General features: G+C 39.9%; 25 protein-coding genes and 1 riboswitch. Of the genes, 7 read left to right on the forward strand and 18 right to left on the reverse strand.

The window, feature by feature from the left end:
• Nucleotides 1–100 precede the first annotated feature (100 nt).
• From JNO66_RS18105 to JNO66_RS18115, 3 genes are all read left to right on the forward strand, one after another.
• Nucleotides 101–631 (forward strand): hypothetical protein, encoded by a 531-nt coding sequence (locus JNO66_RS18105; RefSeq protein WP_203090600.1) that lies wholly within the window; start codon nucleotides 101–103, stop codon nucleotides 629–631.
• 17 nt (nucleotides 632–648) lie between these two features.
• Nucleotides 649–837, forward strand: a complete 189-nt coding sequence (locus tag JNO66_RS18110) for a hypothetical protein (protein ID WP_203090601.1) — start codon at nucleotides 649–651, stop codon at nucleotides 835–837.
• Between the two features lie 212 nt (nucleotides 838–1,049).
• Nucleotides 1,050–1,628, forward strand: a complete 579-nt coding sequence (locus JNO66_RS18115) for a biotin transporter BioY (protein WP_203090602.1) — start codon at nucleotides 1,050–1,052, stop codon at nucleotides 1,626–1,628.
• Nucleotides 1,629–1,675: 47 nt separating this feature from the next.
• Here JNO66_RS18115 and JNO66_RS18120 read toward each other — a convergent pair whose 3' ends face one another.
• The 6 genes from JNO66_RS18120 to surE form a co-directional block, all read right to left on the reverse strand.
• Nucleotides 1,676–2,521 carry a GNAT family N-acetyltransferase gene (locus JNO66_RS18120; RefSeq protein WP_203090603.1) on the reverse strand — a complete coding sequence of 282 codons (846 nt, stop codon included), beginning with the start codon at nucleotides 2,519–2,521 and terminating at the stop codon, nucleotides 1,676–1,678.
• 11 nt (nucleotides 2,522–2,532) lie between these two features.
• Entirely contained in the window at nucleotides 2,533–3,408 is an 876-nt protein-coding gene (locus JNO66_RS18125; RefSeq protein ID WP_203090604.1) for a metal-dependent hydrolase, read from the reverse strand.
• A gap of 1 nt (nucleotide 3,409) precedes the next feature.
• Entirely contained in the window at nucleotides 3,410–4,675 is a 1,266-nt protein-coding gene (locus tag JNO66_RS18130) for a M20/M25/M40 family metallo-hydrolase (RefSeq protein WP_273753608.1), read from the reverse strand.
• A 150-nt stretch (nucleotides 4,676–4,825) separates the two neighbouring features.
• Nucleotides 4,826–5,626 carry a carbonic anhydrase gene (locus JNO66_RS18135; protein ID WP_210340935.1) on the reverse strand — a complete coding sequence of 267 codons (801 nt, stop codon included), beginning with the start codon at nucleotides 5,624–5,626 and terminating at the stop codon, nucleotides 4,826–4,828.
• Between the two features lie 289 nt (nucleotides 5,627–5,915).
• Nucleotides 5,916–7,928 (reverse strand): methyl-accepting chemotaxis protein, encoded by a 2,013-nt coding sequence (locus JNO66_RS18140; protein ID WP_203090607.1) that lies wholly within the window; start codon nucleotides 7,926–7,928, stop codon nucleotides 5,916–5,918.
• Nucleotides 7,929–8,297: 369 nt separating this feature from the next.
• The gene (surE, locus tag JNO66_RS18145; protein ID WP_203090608.1) at nucleotides 8,298–9,095 is read right to left on the reverse strand and encodes a 5'/3'-nucleotidase SurE; all 798 of its coding nucleotides are present in this window, start codon (nucleotides 9,093–9,095) and stop codon (nucleotides 8,298–8,300) included.
• Nucleotides 9,096–9,577: 482 nt separating this feature from the next.
• On the opposite strand from surE, the gene JNO66_RS18150 reads away from it, so the two are divergent.
• Nucleotides 9,578–10,009, forward strand: a complete 432-nt coding sequence (locus JNO66_RS18150) for a VOC family protein (RefSeq protein WP_203090609.1) — start codon at nucleotides 9,578–9,580, stop codon at nucleotides 10,007–10,009.
• Nucleotides 10,010–10,054: 45 nt separating this feature from the next.
• Here the strand turns inward: JNO66_RS18150 and JNO66_RS18155 are convergent, their stop codons facing one another.
• The 12 genes from JNO66_RS18155 to JNO66_RS18210 all read right to left on the reverse strand — a co-directional run bounded on the left by JNO66_RS18155 (nucleotide 10,055) and on the right by JNO66_RS18210 (nucleotide 20,699).
• Entirely contained in the window at nucleotides 10,055–10,702 is a 648-nt protein-coding gene (locus JNO66_RS18155) for an SDR family oxidoreductase (RefSeq protein ID WP_203090610.1), read from the reverse strand.
• 78 nt (nucleotides 10,703–10,780) lie between these two features.
• Nucleotides 10,781–12,031 carry a Glu/Leu/Phe/Val family dehydrogenase gene (locus JNO66_RS18160; protein WP_203090611.1) on the reverse strand — a complete coding sequence of 417 codons (1,251 nt, stop codon included), beginning with the start codon at nucleotides 12,029–12,031 and terminating at the stop codon, nucleotides 10,781–10,783.
• A gap of 307 nt (nucleotides 12,032–12,338) precedes the next feature.
• The gene (locus tag JNO66_RS18165; protein ID WP_203090612.1) at nucleotides 12,339–12,722 is read right to left on the reverse strand and encodes a VOC family protein; all 384 of its coding nucleotides are present in this window, start codon (nucleotides 12,720–12,722) and stop codon (nucleotides 12,339–12,341) included.
• A 2-nt stretch (nucleotides 12,723–12,724) separates the two neighbouring features.
• Entirely contained in the window at nucleotides 12,725–12,928 is a 204-nt protein-coding gene (locus tag JNO66_RS18170; protein WP_203090613.1) for a hypothetical protein, read from the reverse strand.
• Nucleotides 12,929–13,048: 120 nt separating this feature from the next.
• Complete coding sequence (gene yidA / locus JNO66_RS18175; RefSeq protein WP_203090614.1) at nucleotides 13,049–13,858, reverse strand: sugar-phosphatase; 810 nt, start codon at nucleotides 13,856–13,858, stop codon at nucleotides 13,049–13,051.
• Between the two features lie 81 nt (nucleotides 13,859–13,939).
• Nucleotides 13,940–14,566: an SIMPL domain-containing protein gene (locus JNO66_RS18180; protein ID WP_203090615.1), complete on the reverse strand. Its 627-nt coding sequence runs from the start codon at nucleotides 14,564–14,566 to the stop codon at nucleotides 13,940–13,942.
• Nucleotides 14,567–14,715: 149 nt separating this feature from the next.
• Complete coding sequence (locus JNO66_RS18185; protein ID WP_203090616.1) at nucleotides 14,716–16,140, reverse strand: 4-hydroxyphenylacetate 3-hydroxylase family protein; 1,425 nt, start codon at nucleotides 16,138–16,140, stop codon at nucleotides 14,716–14,718.
• A gap of 120 nt (nucleotides 16,141–16,260) precedes the next feature.
• Nucleotides 16,261–16,704 (reverse strand): hypothetical protein, encoded by a 444-nt coding sequence (locus JNO66_RS18190; RefSeq protein WP_203090617.1) that lies wholly within the window; start codon nucleotides 16,702–16,704, stop codon nucleotides 16,261–16,263.
• Between the two features lie 77 nt (nucleotides 16,705–16,781).
• A complete protein-coding gene (locus JNO66_RS18195) occupies nucleotides 16,782–17,528 on the reverse strand; it encodes a polysaccharide deacetylase family protein (protein WP_203090618.1) in 747 nt (248 codons plus the stop codon).
• 88 nt (nucleotides 17,529–17,616) lie between these two features.
• Nucleotides 17,617–18,381 (reverse strand): MurR/RpiR family transcriptional regulator, encoded by a 765-nt coding sequence (locus JNO66_RS18200; protein WP_203090619.1) that lies wholly within the window; start codon nucleotides 18,379–18,381, stop codon nucleotides 17,617–17,619.
• Between the two features lie 317 nt (nucleotides 18,382–18,698).
• A complete protein-coding gene (locus JNO66_RS18205; protein ID WP_203090620.1) occupies nucleotides 18,699–19,868 on the reverse strand; it encodes an MFS transporter in 1,170 nt (389 codons plus the stop codon).
• A gap of 55 nt (nucleotides 19,869–19,923) precedes the next feature.
• A riboswitch (purine riboswitch) is annotated at nucleotides 19,924–20,023 on the reverse strand.
• 157 nt (nucleotides 20,024–20,180) lie between these two features.
• Nucleotides 20,181–20,699 carry a stress protein gene (locus tag JNO66_RS18210; RefSeq protein WP_203090621.1) on the reverse strand — a complete coding sequence of 173 codons (519 nt, stop codon included), beginning with the start codon at nucleotides 20,697–20,699 and terminating at the stop codon, nucleotides 20,181–20,183.
• A gap of 348 nt (nucleotides 20,700–21,047) precedes the next feature.
• Here JNO66_RS18210 and JNO66_RS18215 point away from each other — a divergent pair, with 348 nt between their 5' ends.
• The 3 genes from JNO66_RS18215 to JNO66_RS18225 are packed head-to-tail and all read left to right on the forward strand — an operon-like array spanning nucleotide 21,048 to nucleotide 22,976.
• Nucleotides 21,048–21,428 carry a GntR family transcriptional regulator gene (locus tag JNO66_RS18215; protein WP_203090622.1) on the forward strand — a complete coding sequence of 127 codons (381 nt, stop codon included), beginning with the start codon at nucleotides 21,048–21,050 and terminating at the stop codon, nucleotides 21,426–21,428.
• Nucleotides 21,421–22,305 carry an ATP-binding cassette domain-containing protein gene (locus JNO66_RS18220; protein WP_203090623.1) on the forward strand — a complete coding sequence of 295 codons (885 nt, stop codon included), beginning with the start codon at nucleotides 21,421–21,423 and terminating at the stop codon, nucleotides 22,303–22,305. The genes JNO66_RS18215 and JNO66_RS18220 overlap by 8 nt, the downstream gene beginning before the upstream one ends.
• Nucleotides 22,302–22,976 carry a hypothetical protein gene (locus JNO66_RS18225; RefSeq protein ID WP_203090624.1) on the forward strand — a complete coding sequence of 225 codons (675 nt, stop codon included), beginning with the start codon at nucleotides 22,302–22,304 and terminating at the stop codon, nucleotides 22,974–22,976. The genes JNO66_RS18220 and JNO66_RS18225 overlap by 4 nt, the downstream gene beginning before the upstream one ends.
• Nucleotides 22,977–23,049: the final 73 nt, after the last annotated feature.

The following is a 23,049-nucleotide window of genomic DNA, read 5'->3' on the forward strand; positions in this document are numbered from 1 at the left end:
AAAATAAGCTATGAATCAATGAAAGTACCTTTTTGTTCCTTTTTTAAGATGTTAGTCTGTTATAAGAAACATCATTACACACAAAAGAAGGTAGAAATTCATGATGGAACTTTACGTAAAAGGGAAAACTAAGAAATGGGTTATGTCAGTTATCGCTGTCGTATTATCGTTAGCGGTGATTCCATCAGGCTCTTTTGCCCAATCTGTGGAAGATGATATCAGTAGCGATGAATTGTATTTTGAGTACACAACTGAAAGTACGATGGAAGTTTATTATGGTGATGATATTGAGGCTAGAACAGATGCAAATGGTGATGTATATTTGCATAATACTCAATCTAATGAAGAAGAAGTTCTACCTGCAACAACAACTGATCAGGATGGAAACGAAGTTAACTTAAACTATGTTATTAAAGATGAATCTGTTGAGGTAGAAGTCATCAATCCGGATGCTATTGAGTCAATGAGTGCATGGAAATGTGTTCTGGGTACAGCAGGTGGAACAGGCACTGGCGGTCTTGCTGGAGCAGGAGTGGGTAGTGCAGTACCCGTTATTGGAACAGGTGCTGGTGCAATTGTTGGTGGCGTATCTGGTGGCCTAACAGGAGCTGCTGCAAGCTGTTTTGATTAACGAGGGAGGTGGCTTTAATGGCTAATCCATTTCAATTCTCAAAAAGAATTGGTTTTTCGTATATTGCCGTTGCCATTGCAGCGTTTCTCTTTTTCCATTTTTTTATTGAAGCCAACATTTTGTTAACATTGCTTCTAACTGTTCCGTGCGGTTTAATTGGTATCCTAACGCTAGCTAACCACACTAATCATCGCGAATCATCGTAAGTCAAGAGATAGAGGGTAAGATCATCGCTGGTTGATCTTACCCTCTTTTTGCCTCTAGGAGCAACATGAGAATACAGTACATCCGCTTTTTATATTCACAAGCACTATAAAAACATACTGAAACGTGTAAAAAAAGCTAACACCTCTCTGTGCTTTTATGTTAACCTTCAATAAAATAAGGTTAACAATAAAGAGAAGTGGAGTGACTAGACGTGAATGAACAATCAAACAAGCTAAGAGATTTGATCCATTGCGGAATTTTCGCAGCCATTACAGCCGTACTTGCACAACTCGAAATCCCTCTTCCACTTGTGCCTATTAGTGGACAAACCCTTGCTGTGGGACTCGCAGCAACGATCCTCGGCAGCCGCAAAGGCGCATTAGCGATGCTCTGCTATGTCTTACTTGGTACAGTTGGATTACCGGTTTTTGCTGGAGCTAGTGGTGGCGTACATATTTTATTTGGGCCAACTGGTGGATATATTTTTGCTTTTATCTTTACTGCATTTCTTACAGGCTATTATTTAGAAAAAACGTCCTTCACTCTCGTTCACGCCATGATTGCCAACACCTTAGCAGCCACACTTGCATTAACTCTCGGTACGATCTGGTTAAAATATGCAGCCTCCCTCCCATGGGCTGGAGCGATCGCAGCAGGTGTGACTCCATTCATCATCCCTGGGATAATCAAAGCATCTCTAGCTAGTTGGATCGGTATTACCGTTCGCAAGCGACTTATTTCAGCGAATATCATGCATGATCATGTGGCAAAAGAGAAGATTCCAGCCTAACAAAAAAGAGTCATTCGTCTGCTATCACCGAATGACTCTTTTTTCCATTATGATTGAAAATAATACAGCTTTGAATTTACGACCATTTCATACCCAATCTCTTGATAAATATGATTGGACGTCGGATTAGCTAGATCTGTATAAAGTGAAACGGTCTTATACCCGGCTTCTAGCATTTTTTCACTAAGTGAAGCTACACATGCTGAAGCGTATCCCTTCTTCCGTTCACTTGCCGGTGTAAATACCAAGGAAATATTAATATTTGTTTGAGTTGGTCTAGAAGACGCAGCCATTGATACTGGCTTTCCTTCATTCTCCCAAATGTACATCGATTGCTGACTGAAAAATCGTTCCACGCGCTCCCGTGCTTCATCCTCCGTTAGCGGAACATTTGCATCCTCACCGAATTGTATTGCCCACTTTATTAAGAATTCGGTATCTTCCTCTGTACTAAGCCTTAATTGGCCAGTCATATCTTTTGGACGCCTTACATTTCGCAACTGATAAATACGTTGAGCTGTATGAAGGGTTCGTTTTGTTTTAGTTAACTCACTATAATGAAGAGAGAATGCATCAGCATAAGGGCTTTCCCCCATAATCCCGGGGAGAGTAATCTTCTGCTCGGCTAAGATTCCCGCACTTTCTTTTAGTTCGACTTCAGCTACTTTACTCAAAACTGCGAGAATTGCCTGTTCTTTAATGCTTTGTAACACAAGTAGAACTGGCTCATCTCTTTCGTAAAAAACGGCAGAAAAAAGGAGTGGATCCTGCTCATTGCTTTCTTGATTTCGCTTAATTAAGCCGATTGCTAAGTTATGAGCGACCTCTTTTGTTTGCAACATTTCAATATAGGGTTCTAGCTCGTTCCATTGGTTTAAGATCTTTATCCTCATTGAACTGCCTCCTAATTTGTCAGATCAATTGATTCAAAGAGCATCGGGCCACCCCCACGGTTAAAACGCGGATCGTACACCCCTAGCTTTCCATCGTCTGTTGTGACAACAACAAAAGGGGACCACGTCATTAATACTTCAGCTCGAGGATTCTCTTCAAACAAAGGTGTTAAGTCTTCCTCTTCATTTGATTCAATGACAACAGGCTCTTCCTGCTTTGACCACAAGGTTTGATCATAGATAAGGATGCGATTGTCTTCCTTGGCAAGTACTGTGAAGTGTGCAGGTAAAAAGCTTGCCGTTAACGTCGTTTGTTCATATGTAGTACGAGCTTCCTGGTGAATCCATAATCCTTGTGCAGCTTGGATGCTAATATGAGCAAGAACAATCATCCATGCTACACGCCAAATCTTATACGTTGATTGGTTCCTTTTCACTTTCTTATATATGTATGCACCAAGAAAAATACCCCATATAACAAAATCGAGTATGGGTAATACCCCTATGCTTATTCTTATACTTGAGAAAGGTTCAAAAAACCCCGTCCCCCATGCATTAAGAGAGTCGGTACCGATGTGAATGATGACATTTACCAATGCTAAGTAAAAAATTATTTTATCTTTCTTTCGCCAAATGACCCACATCAGTGCATAGATTAGAAGAGCCCAGATTGGGGCAACGAAAACAGAGTGAGTCAGTCCTCGATGCCACATCTGGTCCATAATTCGACCGGTTTCAGTTACTCTGGCAACGACATCTAGATCTGGAGCCTGACTTGATAATAAAGCAGTAAAAAGCAATGCGCGTTTAGTCTGCTTATCCTTTCTAGATTTATCTAATGCTCCGTAAGTGGTCAAACCAAAAAGAGTATGGGTAACGGTATCCATCTTATTTCTCCGGTAATAATGGTAAAGTCATTTTAGAGATGCCACTTAACCCAAGAATCGTCAGAAACACTCTTTGTGGTCCTAAATGAGCATTGGTCGGGTCAAACCATTCATCTAATGAATGATATCCTCCGCCATCACCACCTGCACCAAGTGTTAATGCAGGAACGCCGATGCTAATTGGAAGGTTGGCATCTGTACTTAGTGCATCCTCTAATGTTGGAACAAGACCTAACTGCTCTGTTGCCGCCCACGCAGTTTGGACAACTCGTGCTTGATCATCTTGCACACCCACTGGACGATCGCCTAATTTGTTTATGTCCACGCGAATACCAGCGTCTCCATAATGCCCCGTTTTACGGTTTTCCATTTCGGCCGCTTCTTGAAGTATGACTTGAATACGACTATCCAATTGATCCAATTCTTTTTTTCCATTAGAACGGATGTCTATAAATAGTTTCGCTTCCTCTGCAATGGCAGTTGGAATTGTCCCTCCCTGTACGACCCCTACATTAAATGTCGTTTTAGGGTCCACTGCAGGTGTTAAATCTGAAATCGCTGAAATCGCTCTTCCTGCTGCGTGAACAGCGCTTGGTGTCCCAAACGCGCCAAAGCTATGTCCGCCTGGACCGGTGTATGTAATTTCATAACGATAACTTCCCGTCCCTTTATAAACGATCGCAGTTGGTGACACTGCATCAATTGAAATAAAGCCTTCAACTTCTGGATGATCATTAAAAAATGCCTTTACGCCACGTAAGTCTCCTGGTCCTTCTTCTCCTACTGTTCCACCAAAGATAATATCCGCTTCCGGTTTTATACCAGAGTGATTAAAAGCACGGACGATGGATAACAAGGCAGCTAGCCCTCTCGCATCATCAGTAATTCCGGGTCCATAGTAGATGCCATCCTTTTCTGTAACAGTGACGTCTGTTTCCATCGAAAACACACTATCAATATGCGCACTGACAAACAAAGTTGGTCCTTTGCGCTCCCCTCTTAGCCGTCCGAACACATTTCCTTCCGAGTCCTGTTGAACTTCCTCAAGCCCTAGCTCTTCTAACTTATTCATAAGCGCACGTGCTCGGGTTTCCTCTTGGAAAGGAGGAGCACTGATCTGAGCTAATTCAATTTGTTCATGTAATGTGTTTGTTTGATCCGCTTCTAAGAAAGCTAGACTCTTCTTTACATTAGGATGAGATGACAAATGAGAATACACTGTTTCAATTTCTTTATCAATCTGATATGCATTTTTTGCTTTTGACACACTTAACGCCTCCCTGCATTGTAAAAACATTCTGATCTTTTCTATTAAAGTATAGCGTACTACCACTCTACGAGACAAAGGATGTCTATTACGAGATTCATAAGAACAAAAAAAGCCCCAAAGAAAAACATTCCTTGGTGGCTCCTATTGTTACGGCTGTACTTTTAAAATATCACGCTTGTTTAGATCCTGAATTGGACGGTTGTTTTCAGATGAAACCTTTTGTACGGCCTCAATCTGCTCATCTGATAAGCTAATTGGCTCATCTGATACAAACCACGTCACGTTCTCTGTACATGGTGGTGTTGTTATAGATCCCTCATACGTGTAAAGGCTATCTAGTTCCGGAATAAGCTCAGATGCATCAAAGTCAACAGCTCGGTTTGCAATCCCATCTGCTTCCGGTAACGCCATCCAAACCTTTTTAAGCACCTTATCTTCTTTTCCTTCTTCAGCCATCACACTAATAACTAATTGCTCTTCATCCTCATTTTCATGAACCAACTGAATTTCAAGTGGGTATTCTTCTCCATCAATGGTGTGCTCACTTGGAGTATGTAGGGCAATTTGTTTTAATCTATAGTCTTCATCATCAAGAGTAAGTGTATTATTATCTAAATCAAATGAATTAGCCTGGAAGATCTCATCATGATCTTCAACAGAGTAGATCGTTTCATTATAATCAAATGCCAGATCAAGATCTGCTCCATCTAGTTTAGAGGCCGGTTCTGTCTCAATATCAATTGGAGACTGAGTTTCCCCTTTTCCACAAGCTTCGTATTCATTACTTAACGTTTCCCAATAATCAGGACCATTCTTTCCCTCATAAGACCATTCTGCTTCGATCGGCGTAAGTAATGTTTGTTCCTTATAGAAAAAAGTCTGCCCTTCTGATCCTTCAGCAAGAACGGATTGACTAAATCCAAGACTTGCAATCAGAAACGTTGCCATTGCTAAAAGACACGCTCGCTTTATCTCTTTCAAATCATTCATCCTTTCTCTTTTGCAGAAAGTACCTATTTGTTCTTTTGCCATCATACATGAAATCACATAGAATGAAAAGGCACATGGAACATTCGTAATAAAACTGCAAAGATTGAGGCCATTTATTTTTTTTAACGTGCGAATCTTCTTTTCAAAAAACGCAAAAATAGATTCGTAGATACAGAATGAATCTTATGATGTAATACGAACGGTAATCTTTAAAGCTAGACTTATGCATTCTTTTAAGTTATTTATGTTATTCACTTTCTTTTACTTCAAATTGCTGAACCAATTCTTGAAGTTCTCCAGCAAGACCCGTTAACGTATCAACTGATGCAGAGATTTCTTCCATGGAAGCAAGCTGCTCTTGCGTGGAAGCAGAAACTGTTTCGGTGCTAGCTGCTGTATTTTCAGATATGATAGAAATGTCATTAAAGGTTCTTACAAACTGATCAGTTCCTGAAGCCATTTGCTTTGTCTGTTCTGAAACCTCCGCTATCTCTGTAGCTACCTCGTCTACAAATCGCTTCATTTCTGTAAACGCTTTACCTGCAATGTGAACTACTTCGATTCCCTTTTCAACTTGATTCGTACTCTCACTCATTTTTTTCACCGTGTGCGTTGTTTCTTTTTGAATGGATTGTATAATTCCACCAATGACTTGTGTTGATTCTGCTGACTGTTCAGCGAGCTTCCTTACTTGTTCAGCCACGACGGCAAACCCTTTTCCTTGTTCACCTGCACGAGCCGCTTCAATCGCTGCATTTAAAGCTAACAGATTTGTTTGTTCGGCAATACTTTTAATCACATCAACAACCTTACTAATTTCATCCGAGCTTTTACCTAGCCCCTGAACACTTGCGGATAATTCTTGGACGGTATCTTTAATTTGAGTCATTTGTTCTACGCTTGTTTGAATCGCTTTGTTCCCGTCCTGAACTAAATGTGCTGCATTAGATGCTGTGTTTTGAACTTGTTCTGTTCGCTGTGAGACGGTTTGAACAGACTGTGTCATTTGAGTGGAAATGGTACTTCCCTGTTTAACCTTTTCACTTTGTGTTTCCACACCAGCTGCCATTTCTTGCATTTCATTCGATATTTGTTCGGTAGCACGTGTATTCTCTTCTGTACTTGCAGAAAGCTCTTCGGATGAAGCTGCAAGATGCTGTGCTTTATCTTGAACACTCGTTAACATGGTTGATAATGCGAACCTCATATGCTCAAATGCTTTACCCAAACGTCCAATCTCATCGTTACGATTAGGATGAACTTCATATTTCGAACTCAAATCCCCTTGACTCATTCGCTCCGCTACTTTTGTTAAGAGTGTAATTGGTCCAACAATTGAACGCAGCAAAAAGAAAATAACAATGAGACCGACGATTAATGATGAGACCATTACGATTAATGTGGTGTTCAGGATAGGGGTTGAGGCTTGTTGAATCTCAGCCTGATCCATGACCGCAACGATCTTCCATCCTGTTTCTTCATTTGTTAAGTAGTTTAATGTTTGTTCCGTTCCGTTGTATACAAAATTTGTTTCTCCGCTTACTGAATCTTGAAATGCTAGAAAGTCATTATCTGCAGGCTCTCCAAGCTCTTCCGTTGGGTGTGATACATACATATTATTCTGATCTAAAAGAAAGACGTAGCCTTTCTCACCGATCGTAATATCATTTAACATATCTGTAATAACACTAAGTTTTAAATTAAGAGCAGCTACTCCTTGCCCATCCGCGGTCGTTCTTGCAACCGTTGTCACTGGCTCGCCTGATGAGGCAGAGATATATGGAGCAGTAATGATAATTTCTTGTCCTGCATCCATAGCTGTTTGATACCAAGGTCTTTCGCGCGGATCATAATCAGGTGGATTTTGAAATGATGTAGGCGAATTCATAAAATTCCCCTCTTCAGTACCAACAAAGGTCTGTTCTACATCTGCTTTAGTTTGTTGAAATGTATCGAGCAACACTCTCTGCTCTTCTGTCTCTTCTTCAAGAAATCCATTTGCTACATCACTAGCATCTGCAATGTAGGCAATATTTTCTTTTTGCGACTGAATAAAATTACTAATTGTGTTATCAATAATCGATAAACTTTCTGTTGTTGAATTTTGTAGCTTTGCTTCAATATTCGAGCTTGCACTTTGATAGGAACTGAAGCCAATGATAAGACTAGGTAAAAGCAATACGATGGAAAAGGCAATAATTAATTTTGAGCGCATCGACATCGTCTTGCCAGATGATTGTTTCGTTCTGTTGCTCTTCATTTTGTTTAAAACCTACCCTATATGTTTGATTTTGCATCATACATATCTACTCATTTCCCCCGGGTAAAATGATATGTATATTGCAACATCTTTTTTATCGACTGAGAAGACAAAACATTTAACTAAGGTTTCAAGGAAAAACATTTCCAGACTTTTTTAAAATGTTGATTGGAGAAGAAAATAAAGGTCTATTCAGATGAGAAAAAGCCCACCGTTCTCCACGGCAGGCTTCGTATACATCTTACGTCACATTCACTTTCCTTCTACGTTGTGTGAAATAAAATCTTATTCTACTATCCAATAGAGTTAGCCCAGATGCCAGGTACAAAATCATTTCTGTAGCCGTTTTTGCGAATGTCCTTAAAAGGATCATTCGCTCGCTTTTTTGTGTGTTTCATTCATACGCGGAAACCATTTTTCCAATCGTTTTAATTGCTTTCGCTGTGTGACCATACTTTCAATTGGACAAATGGTGATGTAGCCTTCTTTTAATTTAGAAAAGTCCAATCCATCCTGATACATGACTGGTTGATTTAATCGATCCTTTACCCAATAATAAACAAATCCGTCTGGATCGTTTAACTCAACATAATTATAACGACTTACACTGCTATCTGCTGCGACGGGATAAACTCCCTTGCAATCCTTCTTTTCTAAATAGGGAACATTGATATTATAAAAGACATTCCGTGGAAGTCTCTCTGCAAGCATCGTTTCAAGTAACCCATATAGCAAGATCTTCGGTTTGTGAAACTTAATTTCTGAGTCATTTAAATGATCGATCGAAATCGCCATGCCAGGGATTTGGTAAAGAGATGCCTCTGATGCAGCTGCCATTGTACCGGAATAATAGATGTCTCGTCCGATTGTTGCTCCTATATTCATTCCTGAGATGACGATCTCAGGTTTTTCATCCATAAGCACATCCAGTGCAAGTCTAATACAATCTGCCGGCGTTCCTTTCACCGCCCAAGAATTCACACTGTCTCCAAACGCCTTCACTGCAGTTGCTTTAAGAGGTTGTCGTAATGTAACAGAGTGACTAATGCCACTACGCTTTTGATCAGGACACACGACAAAGATCTCTCCAAAATGCTGCAGTACTTCCACTAAGGCTGCTACTCCTGGACTGAAGATCCCATCATCATTCGTCACCAGAATCTTCACAGTCAGTCACCTCCGAATAGCCTCAAAATATTCAGCTTTTATATACATGCTACCTTGTTATGTTTGATGAAATGTGAATCTTAGATCTTATTATTATTAATTCTTTGTAAACGCACACAAAACAAAAACGGCCCTCATAATAGAAGCCGTGTCCGTTGGTCTAAACCTTAGTTCATTCATTTGTTCGTTTGGAGGACTGTATACAGTAACTCAATCTCATCTTTCGTTAAACGCCTGTCAAGCTTCTCTTCGAAATCTCGAATGATCTGAAGAAATAACTCTTGATCAATGAGCACCAAACATCTCTCCTCTGCTACGATCATTTTTATTCTACTTAATACCACAATTCTCACAAAATTAATCTAAAATCCGTAATCTTTTATAAATATTTTATATTTTCACTCTTTTCCATATAAGGACAATGCTTCTTTCTATTTCCTTCTTAAATATTCTATGCTAGCCTACACTGAAGGAGTGATGTCATGATTCAAGGACTCGGCCATATTACTTTTTCTGTTTCAGACATGGAACGTTCTGTTACATTTTATTCAACTCTTTTAGGTGTTTCACCCATCGTGTTGGGAGAGAAGACAGCTTATTTTGAAGCTGGTGGCATTTGGATTGCACTAAATCTCCAAGCGGATATTAAGCGAGATGAAATTTACAACTCGTACTCTCATGTTGCTTTTTCTATCAAGACTGAGGACATAGTTCAGATGCATGATACACTTTCCTCACTTCAGGCAAATGTCATTTCAGGTAGAAGCCGTGATCCATCTAGTGAGGGTAAATCCATATACGTACGGGATCCGGATGGACATCTTATTGAATTTCATACAGGGACGCTTACGCAGAGATTGGAGCACTTAAAGAAAACCAATCCAACTCTACTTGTTAAAGAGTCGTCAAATTAAAAAACAGGTAAACAGCCCGAGCTGTTTACCTGTTTTATTTAAGACTTATGCTTCTTTTAATGCTTCCTCTACAGCAGATCGCTCACCTGAAACTAGGTCAAAGCCTTTATTAATAACTGACTCTTCATCAAGCGCTGCAACAAGTGTATTTGCTACATCCTCACGCGGAATATAACCACGATCTAGATCCTTCCCTGCAACAACCTTGCCTGTTCCTTCGTCATTAGTAAGGCCACCTGGACGCACGATCGTGTAGTCCAGACCACTGTTCTCTAGCCATACATCAGCATAGTGTTTCGCCGCGCTATAGTGCTGGATTTCACTACTCCAATTTTCACGTCTGTGAACACCAATCGCACTAACCATTAAGAAACGCTTCACACCTGCTTGTTTAGCCGCTTCCACTGTTTTTATTGCACCATCTAAGTCAATTAAAATAGTTTTGTCTGCACCCGTATGACCACCGGATCCGGCAGCAAAGATCACAGCATCTGTCCCTTTTGCTGCTTCTGCAATATCATCAATGCTACCTTCTAGGTCAACTAGAGCTGTTTCTGCACCTAGATCTTGAAATTGAGATAGTTGCTCCTCTTTACGAACGACCGCTTTGGCTGTGTGCTTGCCTTCCTTTTGAATCTTTTCTACTACTTGTTTCCCAATTTGTCCGTTTGCTCCTACTACTAATACTTTCATTTTTATTTAGTCATTCCTTTCATTTATAAAAAAGTGAGTACTCTTATCAAAATACCCCGTCTAATGTAAGAACAAACATTAAACCCAACCTCTTGCAACCATCCCCTCCTGTAAACGTTCGATTGCTAAAATCATGGCTGCTGTACGATAGCTTGTCTCATATGTCTCTACATGATGCACTACTTTTTCATAACTAGTTACGATTCGACCTTTTAATTGCTTAAGGATCTCTTCTTCTTCCCAGTAATAATTCATTTGATTTTGTACTGTCTCTAAATAAGAAACAATCACACCACCACTGTTTGCTAGAATATCTGGAATGACACGTATACCTTGTTCCACCAGCACTTTCTCCGCAGCAGGTGTCGTAGGACCATTTGCAAGTTCAACAATTAGTTGAGCGTTTATTTGCTTGACATTGTCTTCGTGGATCACTCCATCAAGTGCAGCTGGGATTAAAATATCTGTCTCCACGTACAGTAAGTCATCTGGTGAACTCATACAATCATCCTCACCATACGAAGCGAGATCCCCACCTTCCTTCGCTTCTTGTGCCTTTGGAATATCCAATCCGTTTTGATCATATAAGGCGGTTTTGGAATCACTGACCGCGACTACTTTAAATCCAAGGTCATACAAAAGCTTAGCTGCGATCTGGCCTCCGTTTCCAAATCCTTGAATGGCAATGGAAGTCGAGCTTGCCTCCATGTTCGAGTCTTGTAACATGCGTTCAATAAGATAAACAGCTCCTTGTGCAGTAGCTTGACTTCTACCTTCAGATCCACCGAGAATCAATGGTTTTCCTGTAATAATGCCAGGAATAAAACCCGACTGACGTTTTGAGTATGTATCCATCATGTAACCCATGATTGTTGGATTCGTATTGACGTCAGGAGCCATAATGTCCTGTGTTGGACCGACTACATCACCCATTGCTTCCATGAACGCTCGACTGACTCTACGCACTTCTCGTTCACTTAGTTCGTTTGGATCGCAAACTACACCTCCTTTTCCTCCTCCTTGGGGAATCTCTACTAATGCGCACTTAAAACTCATCCACATAGATAATGCTTTTGTTTCCTCAAGATCTACCTCTGGATGAAACCGCAATCCTCCTTTATACGGACCAAGTGCATCAGAATGTTGAGAACGGTAGGCTTGAAATAAAGTCGTTGAACCGTCGTCACGTTCCACCGGAAATGAAACGTGCACTACTCGTTTTGGGGTCTTGAGCAAGTCTTTAATAATAGGATCAATCTCTATCAACTTTGTTGCTTCCTCAATTTGCTCAATCACATGATCATACGCTGTTTCTTCCGTCTGACTCACTCGATTCGCCCCCTTTGTTGTTACAAGATCTTTTCCCGAAACTATTTTTTGCAAACAAAAAACCTTAGCTTTTCTCAGCCAAGGTCATCATGTAAAATCATTTCATGTTGCTCAATCTCTTTTTCGAATAGCTTCACAAACAGAGGGTGAAAGACATGCACAAATAATGATCTCACATTAATCACTCCTTTTATTCTTCAACACTATAGTTTATGCAGTGTTTTACTAGATTATGTCTAGTAATTTCCGGGACACGTTAAATTAATAGATAAAAAATGAGTACCCGCTTAGAAGAAATTAAAACCTGTCAAGGAGCGACAACTTCAACCTTTATTCGATCTGGATCTTCAAAATATACGGCGTAGTGCTTGTCTCCTCCAGCATAGGGGTGAGTATTTTGATATAGAAGGCGTGTGCCACGATCTTTCAACGTTGTGGTTAATTCATTAATATGTAGACGGGAACGACCAAAAAAAGCGAGATGGTTTAAACCAATTCGTTTACGATGGTACCCCTCTTCCAAAAAGCGTTGCTCTACTTGAACAAACACAACATAGCTGTGATCCTGTTTATAGCTAAAACCCTCGTCCCATTCCTGATATAACGCATAACCCAAATCTTCTAAAAGCCAACCCCAAAACGCTTTTGATTCACTTAAATTTGATACATACAGTTCAATGTGATGAATCATGGTTACCCTCTCCTACCTTGTTTTTGAGCTTTCTTGGTGATCTGTGATAAGAAATAAATGCTAAGACAGATCACAACAAGCAAAAACCACATCCCCGTTCCCCCGCGATCAGGATCATCTAATGAAAAGAGTAGATATCCCAACACAAAGATCGCTAAAAGGTTGAGTGTGGTTTGAATGGCCCGAATAACTTCTATCCCTTTCATAGGATTTCTCCTTTCAAAAAGGTTCTTTTATTTCAATGGAAGGTGATATAACAAAAGACTAATAACTCTTGCCTTACTTAGAATTATTAGCCTTTACGTTTTCTATTTATCATTTATGGCTTACTGAAGCACAAATTCATTAATTGCCTTTGCTACGCCATTTTCGTTGTTTGTGGCTGTGATATGATTAGCTACTTCTTTTAATTCTGGAATGGCATTCCCCATGGCTACTCCACATCCAGCGAATTGTACCATCGTTACATCGTTTCCATTGTCGCCAATAGCCATAACTTCTTCCTGCTTGATTCCTAATGTTTCAGCAAGTAGCTTAACTGCATTACCTTTACTTACGTTTGGATTTAAAATTTCTAAGAAAAACGGTGAGCTTTTTACAAGCATATAGTTATCTTTCATCTCTGCCGGGATATTGGCAATCGTTTGATCTAATGTTTCAGGCTTATCAATGAACATCATTTTAGGAATAATGATATCTTCTGGTGCCTCGTCCACAGGCATATAGCTTAACGGAACGGTAGTCAGGTAAGACTCTAACACAGTGTATTCACTAATTTGGCGATTCGGTGAATACAGATTGGCTGAATCAAAATAATGCATCGGTGAGTTTAGCTCTTTACTTATATTGTAAATCGTTTGTAAGTCTTTATATTCAAGCGTAAGCTCAGACACAACTTCATTTGTATATGCATTTTGAACCAACGCCCCGTTATAAGCAATGACAAAGTCTCCGTCTTCCGTTAAATTAAGCGCATCAAGATACTGCTTCACCCCGCCAATTGGTCTACCGGTACATAATACGACCTTAACTCCTTTTTGTTTTGCAGAGTGCAAAGCCTGTTGCACTTCGTCTGTTACCTCGTGCTTATCGTTAAGTAGCGTACCATCAATATCAATGGCAATTAATTTAATCATGTCATTTCTCCACCCTATCTGTCTATAATCACTCCTTTGTTAGTATAGCACGCCTGCTCTTTTTATTCGTACCAGATCTACTTAACCATATTTAAACAGTACTTCCACTACAGCTTTAATATCAATTAAACCTGGTTGAATGGAGGTTTGCTGCGTGGCATCAAATAACGCAAGCGGACGAACGACACCTGCCTCATTAACCGGGACCTCTCGCACCCAGACTGGCAAGGGATTAAGTGATACAGAAAGGGTACGGCTGATGGCTTGTGCCTTTTGATAGGCATCATTCATGGCCTGATCCAATGCTTGAAGCGTTGCCCCGGAGGTGTTTGCAAGAGTAAATTGAGTGCCAGATATACTGTTTGCTCCATTCGCTACCGCCTGATCAATGATCGTGCCTGCTAAGGTAAGATCGTTAACCGTAATCTCAAGTAAATGCGTTACAAGATGGGCTCGAAACACTTGTGTCCCATCAACATAGTCATATTGTGGGTCTATCTGATAGACCACTGTTTGGATCTGATCTCCTGGTATGCCCAATGACATGAGGGAATGAATAATGGCTTGAATCGCATCGGCATTTTCTGTTTGAGCTTGTTGAACGGTTTGGTTCTCCGTCTTCACTCCGAGTGTGATAGAAAGCTGATCTGGCCGAACGGAAAGAATAGCCTCCCCCTGAACTTTAATGGTCTGCTCTGCCTGACTCATCTCATCCTCCTTAGGTTTGAAATACTTTATATGTATGATAAATTGTTTGAAAGGTACATACGGAACGAACGTTTACAATATCCAGAACAATCACATTCATGATAACAAACAAAATGAAACGCCCCAAAAAGATTGAGGCGTTTGTTTTGTTATTCTTCTTCAATTTGAATGTTTAAGAATGATGAAATCTTTTCTTTTGCTACATCTTTGTCGTACGAGCCATATAAAGAAACAGGAGTACGGACTGGATCGCCAAAAAACATTTGCTCATATAACGTCTGTCTGGAGCCAAATGCACTCATGGTTAGATCCCATGCCAATCTAAAAAGCTTCACCTTATTCTCAGCTGTAATCTTTTCCCCTCGTAATGTTAAAGAAAGGGCAGGTTCGATAGCAGATTGAAAATCCTTTTCTGAAGGAATTGCAATCAAGCCACTAGCGCCGATAAGCGTAAGAATATCCGTGAGTCTTGGATACGCTTTTTGAAAGTAATGAAAAGCCATCTTAAGCTTTAATCCGTTGGGCACAAATAAGCCTCTGGCGTTTACTTCACCTTCCTCCTCGGCAGCGAGTACAAAGCCCTTCATGATCTCATGAGCCATTGCTATTTCGCTAATTTTCTCTTGAATATGCTGATATTCTGTGACAACAAGGCTCTCAGCCATCAGTTGAGCAATTCCAAGCATCCACTCTGTTTTAGCAATTTGTCTGTTCGCCGATTGATATAATAAGAAAGCTTCCATACCCGTTTCTGTTTTGATTACAGCTGCCGCATCTGAATCACCATACAGAAAGACTCGATCCCATGGCACTAATACATGGTCAAACATCACCATAGCGTCTCCCTCATCAAACCGTGAGGCAAGTGGGTCGTTAAAACTCGTTGTGCCCTCTGCATAGGAAGGTCTACACACAAAAGAAAGACCAGGAGTATTCGACGCAATACAAAATCCAAACAAATACGAAGGATCGGTAAAACTCCCTGCCGGTAGCACAAGTAGCTGATCGGTTAACCCACCTTGAGTAGCTAACATTCTGGCTCCTTGAATGACAATGCCCTCTTCTGTTTCGTCTATCACTTTTGCTGCAATTACGGTTTCGTCATCTCCATCTGGCCAGTAGAATTTTCGACTGACCTGCGGATTGATAAATGTGTGCGTAAATGTGTAGTCCTTCTCCCGTGCTTCAGCAAAAATACGGTCCATATTTTGTTGATACGTTCCAAAAAAAGTAGAAGATGCTGCCATCGCCATAATGGCAGAACTAACATAATCAGGCGATCTTCCAAGCATTCCTGCTGTTTTTGTAGCCCAGTGACGAATCGCTTTTCCACGTTTCTTTAATTCATCTTTCGTCCTAGGGATTTCATAAGCAAAATTAAATTGTTTTGTATGATCCATTAATAAATCGGGCTGCTGCTGTACCTCATCATATAAAGCGGCTTTGCTTTGAACAATCCCATTAAATGCAGGATGTTCTGAAACATTCCCTTTTATTTTCTCTCCATTTAGCCAAATCACATTCTGAAGAGCATCGATCCGATTTATATAGTCTTTTCCCGAAGATGTTCCCATCATCACCCATCCTATTCACTCAAAATGTATCTTCATAAATATGCGAATGGGGCGTGTCTTGTTCAAACGGTCTCGTCTCTAAAAAAAGCAGCCTGAACACTAGGTTCGGCTGCAAGTGCATTATCGAATAAATAGTAAAAGTAGATCCAAGAAAGTTTCTTCGTTTAGTTCAGCCTTTTGCACTCCACCAAATTCGTGACGTGTTGATTTCCATTTCCCTTCATCGTGGAAGAAGTAGGTGCTTTGCAAAACAGAGGCTCCATTCTGAATGGAGATCTTATACTCACCACGTTGACTTCCTGTTACATCCGGCAGAAGAATAACGGGCTTTTTACCGTATACTTTAATCTGTTTTCCAATCACATTAAACCGATTCGGACCAACAGACACGTCACTTACCTCAAGCTGATTTTTTTCAATAGCCGGCTTTAAAGCGTTATCAATTTGCTTGAAAAGCTCGGTTACCACTTGTAAAAATTGATATTCTCTTTCTTCAACAGGTGACTTTTTAGTCTTAAGTCGATCCTGCTCTTTATCTAAATAGTCGAATAACTGGTGTGCCATAGGTCTATTCCCCTCCAATTTCTCTATGAGTGCATTCGACTTAATCTTATAAAATCCTGCACTAAACCACAATACTTTTATAAGTGTTCAAACAATGTCCAATGATTTGTCAGCTTAATTAAGTCAGTAACCGTCACAAGTTCGTACCCATCTTCAATCAGAGCAGGAATAATGACTTCAAGCGCTTGAACAGTTTGAACCCGCTTCCCACCGGCATCATGAAACAAAATAATATCTCCTGGGTGAACATTGGGCAGGACATTTCGAATAATTTTCCCTACACCTGGATTCGCCCAATCTCTAGAATCCTGATGCCATGACCACATAATGACCTGGTATTGCTCCTCTGCAGCCGTTTCGATAATCACATCGTCGTAATAGCCTGCAACCGGGCGAAATAAACGAGGATGAACTCCCGTCGTCTCAACAATTAATTTCTCTGTTTGTTTAATTTCAGAACGTAATTCCGATTTTGAAATCCCCAATAGTGGAACATGATGGTACGTATGATTTCCAATTTCATGTCCGTGTTCAGCTGCTTTTTTTACGACATCTGGTAGCTTTTCTACTTGCTCTCCAGTCACAAAGAAGGTTGCTTTGGCATCATATCGGTCAAGAATCTCCATAATCTTCTCTGTATATACCGGATGAGGACCATCATCAAAGGTCAAAGCAATCAACGGTTTCTTGGTAGGAATATCCCAAATGGCTTTTCCCGTCTGTTCATAATCATACCGATCCTTCGTTTCGGCTTTAGACACTACAGAAGGATACAGCAACACCAACATATTTATAACAAGCACTACCCTTAACAGCTTTCTCATACCAACCCTCCTAGCTCTTCCGAGGAGTCTATTCATTAGGTTAGGTTATGGAAAGCTGCGTGAGCCTATACTTATAATTTGTGCTTGTTTATTCCAAATGCGCTCGCTCTACCATCCATTGCTCAAGTACATCAAACAATCGAAGTAACGTATGGCTGCTAACCGCATGGTTTTCTGAGAACCCACATCGAATGACATCATCGAATTCAGCCTGATCCGCCAATTGATCTGAAAAGGTGATTAACCATTTATGCCCACCAGATGTTCGAAGCTTTTTAATCAGTGGTAACTCCTCGTTTAAGAGATGGCCTTGAATGGAGATCATAATAATCAGATCATCTTCAGTTAGGTCATCTAACGTTTTCATTTGTTTAAATAAATTTGTTGAACACTCACAAAACTTTCCAAGTAGGAGTAGCTTTTTTTGTAATTCAACGGTTTGAATCTGATATCTTTCAAAGCTTAAAATGACAATCTTATTTGATTTCTTTAAACGCTTAACCAATCGATTGATATGTTCTACTGGTATTTGATTAATTAAATCAATATTTTCTTGGAATTGTTTTTTAAACGTAGAGGCGTCTAACACCTGTTGAGGATTTCCTACTGTTGGATCAGTCTTTTTTGATAAGGTGACACTTTTTCGTAGGCTAGAAAAATTACGAAAACCAATTCGTTTACAGAAGCGATTAATGGTTGAAGGGGCGACATTACACATCTCCGCAACGGAATCTAAAGAGAATGTCTCAATGTTGTGGATATGCTTAAGAAAGCTTCTTGCGATTGAATCATTTATATCTTTCTCTAATGAATTATTTATGTAAGCTAAAAGGGTATACGTTAATTGTTCCACATTTTCCACCTCACTTAAATCTTATCACATCGCTTGGTAAAGGGTAAAAGTAAAGAGAGCGGGACATAACATTAATGTAGATTGCAAAACACGAACGTGCATGATATCCGCTGCAGGAGAATCCCTCCCACCCGCGTGGTACGGCCTCAGCCCCTTCCGCGGAAAAACCACCGCTACAGTGTCTTCACCTCCTACTTTCCCACAGGAGTGTCGGGTTCACACCCGCTCGTTTGATTAAAAACACAAATGGCGAATGATTTTATTGTTGAATCATTCGCCATTTGTTAATTGATCTTTAGTTTTGTCTCAGCCTCTTCTTAGGCAGCTATTGATTCTTTCTCTGCTGTAGTGGATCTTGAGAAAGAGTAGATCGCACAAAGGAAAGCTAGAATGACTAAACCTCCCCCAAACCATGCATTGGAACTAACCGATCCTGTTTGAGTCAAGGCAAACCCACCGATGGCAGAACCGATAGAGATTCCAATTTGAAGTGCCGAATTATTAAAGCTTTGTTGGATATCTGATGTAACTGGATCACTTTCAATGAGATAGCTCTGTTGCGCAGGAGCTAAACTCCAGCTCAATGCTCCCCAAATAATCATCACTGGAATAAAGAACAACATAGATGAAGCAGCAAAAGGAAGGAGGAACAAGGATACTGCAAAAGCTCCAATGACAATTAAAATACTTGGCTTGGATCCAATACGGTCAGAAAGCATTCCTCCAAACGCACCCCCACTAATTGCTGCCATTCCAAAGATAAAATAAAATACGCTAATCCATGTAGAATCGAGCTGCATATTCGTCTCTAGAAATGGAGTGAAGTATGCATAAATGGTATAATGCCCGGCCAACATAAACATCGTAGCAAGATGGGCACCAATCATTTTAGATTGGCCCAAGGCTTTTAGTTGTTTAGACAATGGGATTTGGGTCTCTCCTTCTAACTTGTCCATGAAGAAGTAAATAAGGGTCATAGAACCTAGAGATAATAAAGCTATTCCCAGAAAGATGACTCTCCACCCCCATAAGTCAGATACTAAAATTCCGATCGGAACTCCCAAAACCAAGGAAGAGCTGATTCCCATGTATATGAGTCCCAGTGCCTTTGCTTTATCCTTTGGATCCACGACTTTCACAGCCATCGTTAAGGATAAAACAACAATTAGAGCTGTACTTGCTGCCGTTAACACTCTGGCAACCATCATAAACGAAAACGAAGTACTGAAATACGTTAAGATGTTTCCAAGAAAGAAAACAAGAAGTGTTGTAAGATAGAGTGACTTTCTCTCAATCTTGCTTGTTGTCACTAATAAAATCGGACCCGTTATCGCAAAAACAAGAGCAAATACAGTAATAAGTTGACCTGCAGCACTTAACGAAACATTCATATCGTCTGCAATCACTGGTAAGATTCCCCCTACAATCAGCTCAACCAACCCAACCGCTATAACCGATAAGGCTAATATATAAACCTTTGCGTTCATTCTTATAATCATTCCTTTCTATTTCAAACAACATAAAAAAATCCTGATTACAAAAATGGGGAAAGACCATTTCTGTAATCAGGATTTTAAGGTTCCTGGTAGAGACCCTCCAGCCGTATTCTAGAGGTTATACAGGTTGTTATGCGTTTGTTTTATTTGCTTACGTGAGTTTACTATGGTTTGTGGTTTCTTTCAAGTGTTTTGATTTCCTACAATTCTTTTTATCCAGAAGAAAGCAGGCTCTTCGACTTGGAAGAGCCTGCTTTCTTGTCAATAAAACATTTCAATTTTGCCTCATTGCTCTATTACTACTTAAGGCATTCTAAACTCAACTTCTCCACCATCCCGGTCAAACCAACCAGAAAATGCCCAGTTGATATAACCGCCATCGCCTTTGTTATGAAAGGTTCCTTCTTCAAAGGCCCAAATTCCATATATGACACCATCATAGGTGAAGGTATCAAAGTAATGTACCCCACTCAAACTAGATTCATAATCAAGACTCATATTCAGAACCATCACATTTAATTGATAATCTGATTGGAATAACATTGTTTCTCTCGCCGCTTTCACAAAGCCTTCACGATTATTTGATGATACGATTGCGTCTCTGATACTATTCCCTATTTCAACAGGGTCAATCGAGACATCAATATTCGTGGCTTGTGTTCCAACTTCCTGACTTAATGCTTGTCCTTTTGCTTCTTCTGATATCTCTGATACATCCTGACTTGCATGAGCAGTGCCACCATAGTTAGGGATCGCAAATGTAATCCCTAGAATCGCTGCTCCCGCTACACTGCTTAAAGCTAATGATCTGGTCTTTTTCATTTTAATCTCCTCCTAATTATGATTTTGATGTTTCGAGGATAATGTACCCGTGATAAAACAACTAAAACTTGGGAAAAAATCAATTCTACTGGCTGTTTGATGATTTTTATTAAAAGCAAAAATGATTGATAAATATTCATAAGACCTTATTAAGACTACCTTTTAAACAGTTGGGAAATGCAACTTAATTAGAAGTTTAATCGGTACTTTTTTATGAAAAAAATCATCTTAATGCATCTTTTTGAACTCCTCCCTTCCAAACCCTTATTGACACATACTTATTCTCGTTATATGGTTATACACATAACCAACTAACCATAATAGTATATAACAGGAGGTGCTTACATTGTGCGTTCGAAATTAGATGAGAATCGACCGATCTTTCAGCAGATAAAGGAAATGATTGAAGAAGATATTGTTGAGGGCATTCTTCCTGAGGGAGAGAAAGCACCTTCCACGAACCAACTTGTGGCGTATTACAAAATTAATCCTCAAACCGTACTTAAAGGCGTAAATGAGTTAGTGGACAACGGGATTCTATTTAAGAAAAGAGGGGTCGGAATGTTTGTTGCAGAAGGGGCACGTGAGAAGTTGCGAAGCATGAGAAAGCGTACGTTCCAAGAAGAATATGTGTGGAGCATGCTACAGGAAGCGAACCGACTTGGCATCTCTGAGCAGGAAATCAGATTAATGATGGATGACTTAAAAGGGAGGAACGATCATGACTGAACCATATATAAAAGCAAATCAGCTGTCTCTTACCATAGGATCAAAGCCTATACTCAAGGAACTATCGTTTGAACTGAGTGGCAATAAAATCATTGGCTTGCTTGGACGCAACTCTGCAGGCAAAACCTCCTTACTTTCATTACTTGCTTCATATCGCCAATCATCAACAGGAACGCTTGAGTTAGACAACAAGGACATTTTTGATAATGCTACCGCAATGGAACAAATTTCGTTTATTAAGGAGGAATCCTTTGAGTACGAATATGACAAAGCAGAGAAATGGCTTAATAATCGCATAGACTTTCGACCCCACTTTGATGATGACTATGCGAATCACTTAATTAAACGATTTAAGATTCCGATGAATCAAAAGGTGTATAACCTGTCTCGTGGTATGAAATCAGCCCTAACTGTCACACTAGGTCTTGCCAGTCGTTGCCCAATTACTATTTTTGATGAGGCATATCTCGGAATGGATGCCCCAGCTAGGGAGATCTTTTATGAAGAAGTCTTAAAGGACTATATGGAGCATCCACGTATGATTATCCTATCAACACACTTAATCTCTGAGATGGACGCGTTGTTTGAGGAGGTTTTAATCATCAAAGAAGGAGCTTTACTTCTGCACAAAAATACAGAAGAACTCTTAACAGAAGGTCTTTCTATAACTGGTCCATCAGAGCAAGTTGACGCTTGGACAAATGGTCAAATGATTTTAAAGGAACAATCCCTTGGCCATACAAAATCAACGATGGTCTATGGACCAATTACAGCAGAAAAACGAAAAGCAGCTTCTGAAGCTGGTCTAGAGCTTGGTCCTGTCTCATTACAAGATCTATTTATTCATCTAACAGAAGAAGGAGCTGATTCAAAATGACCGCGAAGGCAAAGCTTATCTGCAGGAAATTTAACTCATTTTATACTCAGTGGACGATTGGTTTCTTTGTTACCTTACTCGTTGTTCATTTTCTTGCTATTATTTTTGCAGCTACAACAATCTGGTCATTCTATGATACAAGCAGCCAAGCCACACAGTTTTATATGCTAATCCTTGGTATTATGAATATGGGCCTGCTCTCTTATGGTGTATCTAATGGAATTACTAGAAAGGATTATTTTGTTGGAGTTGCTGCTTCTGCTGTTCTTTACAGCTTCCTGTTATCAGCTGTGACCTTAATTACAACGTTTCTATTTGAGAATCTGTTGTTTCCACAGCTTGGACTAGAGACAGGTGGAACAATTGCTATTACGTTCACTTTATTTATCTCTTTATTTTTACGCTTTTTGTTATACTATTTTATTGGCTGGTTGATCATGGCGGCATTCCATAGATATCATTGGTTAATAGGCGTTCTATTTATAGGAATCGCAATCATTGTTGTTGCATTTCATGATTATCTTATTGGTGAAAATGAATCAACGGTCTTGAATTTCTTACCTGTAGTAGAGCTCTCCCCATTAATCTATGCGCCTGCAATCCTCATTATAGTTATCGTAACGATGATTTTAGTACGCGTAATGACAAAAAATGCTCACGTAAAAATATAACGTACTCCAACAGCCACAAGATATTAATTGTGGCTGTTTTGCTATCTCTTGTTATCCTAATTATTTCTCTATA

The organism is Alkalicoccobacillus gibsonii (genome assembly GCF_016798245.1).
In the GTDB taxonomy this organism is placed as follows: Bacteria; Bacillota; Bacilli; order Bacillales; family Bacillaceae_D; genus Alkalicoccobacillus; species Alkalicoccobacillus gibsonii.

Excerpts from the sequence above, each read along its gene's own strand:
- JNO66_RS18105 (WP_203090600.1), top strand. The coding sequence starts at position 101 with ATGATGGAACTTTACGTAAAAGGGAAAACTAAGAAATGGGTTATGTCA.
- JNO66_RS18110 (WP_203090601.1), top strand. The coding sequence starts at position 649 with ATGGCTAATCCATTTCAATTCTCAAAAAGAATTGGTTTTTCGTATATT.
- JNO66_RS18120 (WP_203090603.1), bottom strand. The coding sequence starts at position 2,521 with ATGAGGATAAAGATCTTAAACCAATGGAACGAGCTAGAACCCTATATT.
- JNO66_RS18125 (WP_203090604.1), bottom strand. The coding sequence starts at position 3,408 with ATGGATACCGTTACCCATACTCTTTTTGGTTTGACCACTTACGGAGCA.
- JNO66_RS18135 (WP_210340935.1), bottom strand. The coding sequence starts at position 5,626 with ATGGCAACGTTTCTGATTGCAAGTCTTGGATTTAGTCAATCCGTTCTT.
- JNO66_RS18140 (WP_203090607.1), bottom strand. The coding sequence starts at position 7,928 with ATGAAGAGCAACAGAACGAAACAATCATCTGGCAAGACGATGTCGATG.
- JNO66_RS18150 (WP_203090609.1), top strand. The coding sequence starts at position 9,578 with ATGATTCAAGGACTCGGCCATATTACTTTTTCTGTTTCAGACATGGAA.
- JNO66_RS18155 (WP_203090610.1), bottom strand. The coding sequence starts at position 10,702 with ATGAAAGTATTAGTAGTAGGAGCAAACGGACAAATTGGGAAACAAGTA.
- JNO66_RS18165 (WP_203090612.1), bottom strand. The coding sequence starts at position 12,722 with ATGATTCATCACATTGAACTGTATGTATCAAATTTAAGTGAATCAAAA.
- JNO66_RS18170 (WP_203090613.1), bottom strand. The coding sequence starts at position 12,928 with ATGAAAGGGATAGAAGTTATTCGGGCCATTCAAACCACACTCAACCTT.
- yidA (WP_203090614.1), bottom strand. The coding sequence starts at position 13,858 with ATGATTAAATTAATTGCCATTGATATTGATGGTACGCTACTTAACGAT.
- JNO66_RS18180 (WP_203090615.1), bottom strand. The coding sequence starts at position 14,566 with ATGAGTCAGGCAGAGCAGACCATTAAAGTTCAGGGGGAGGCTATTCTT.
- JNO66_RS18185 (WP_203090616.1), bottom strand. The coding sequence starts at position 16,140 with ATGGGAACATCTTCGGGAAAAGACTATATAAATCGGATCGATGCTCTT.
- JNO66_RS18190 (WP_203090617.1), bottom strand. The coding sequence starts at position 16,704 with ATGGCACACCAGTTATTCGACTATTTAGATAAAGAGCAGGATCGACTT.
- JNO66_RS18195 (WP_203090618.1), bottom strand. The coding sequence starts at position 17,528 with ATGAGAAAGCTGTTAAGGGTAGTGCTTGTTATAAATATGTTGGTGTTG.
- JNO66_RS18205 (WP_203090620.1), bottom strand. The coding sequence starts at position 19,868 with ATGAACGCAAAGGTTTATATATTAGCCTTATCGGTTATAGCGGTTGGG.
- JNO66_RS18210 (WP_203090621.1), bottom strand. The coding sequence starts at position 20,699 with ATGAAAAAGACCAGATCATTAGCTTTAAGCAGTGTAGCGGGAGCAGCG.
- JNO66_RS18220 (WP_203090623.1), top strand. The coding sequence starts at position 21,421 with ATGACTGAACCATATATAAAAGCAAATCAGCTGTCTCTTACCATAGGA.
- JNO66_RS18225 (WP_203090624.1), top strand. The coding sequence starts at position 22,302 with ATGACCGCGAAGGCAAAGCTTATCTGCAGGAAATTTAACTCATTTTAT.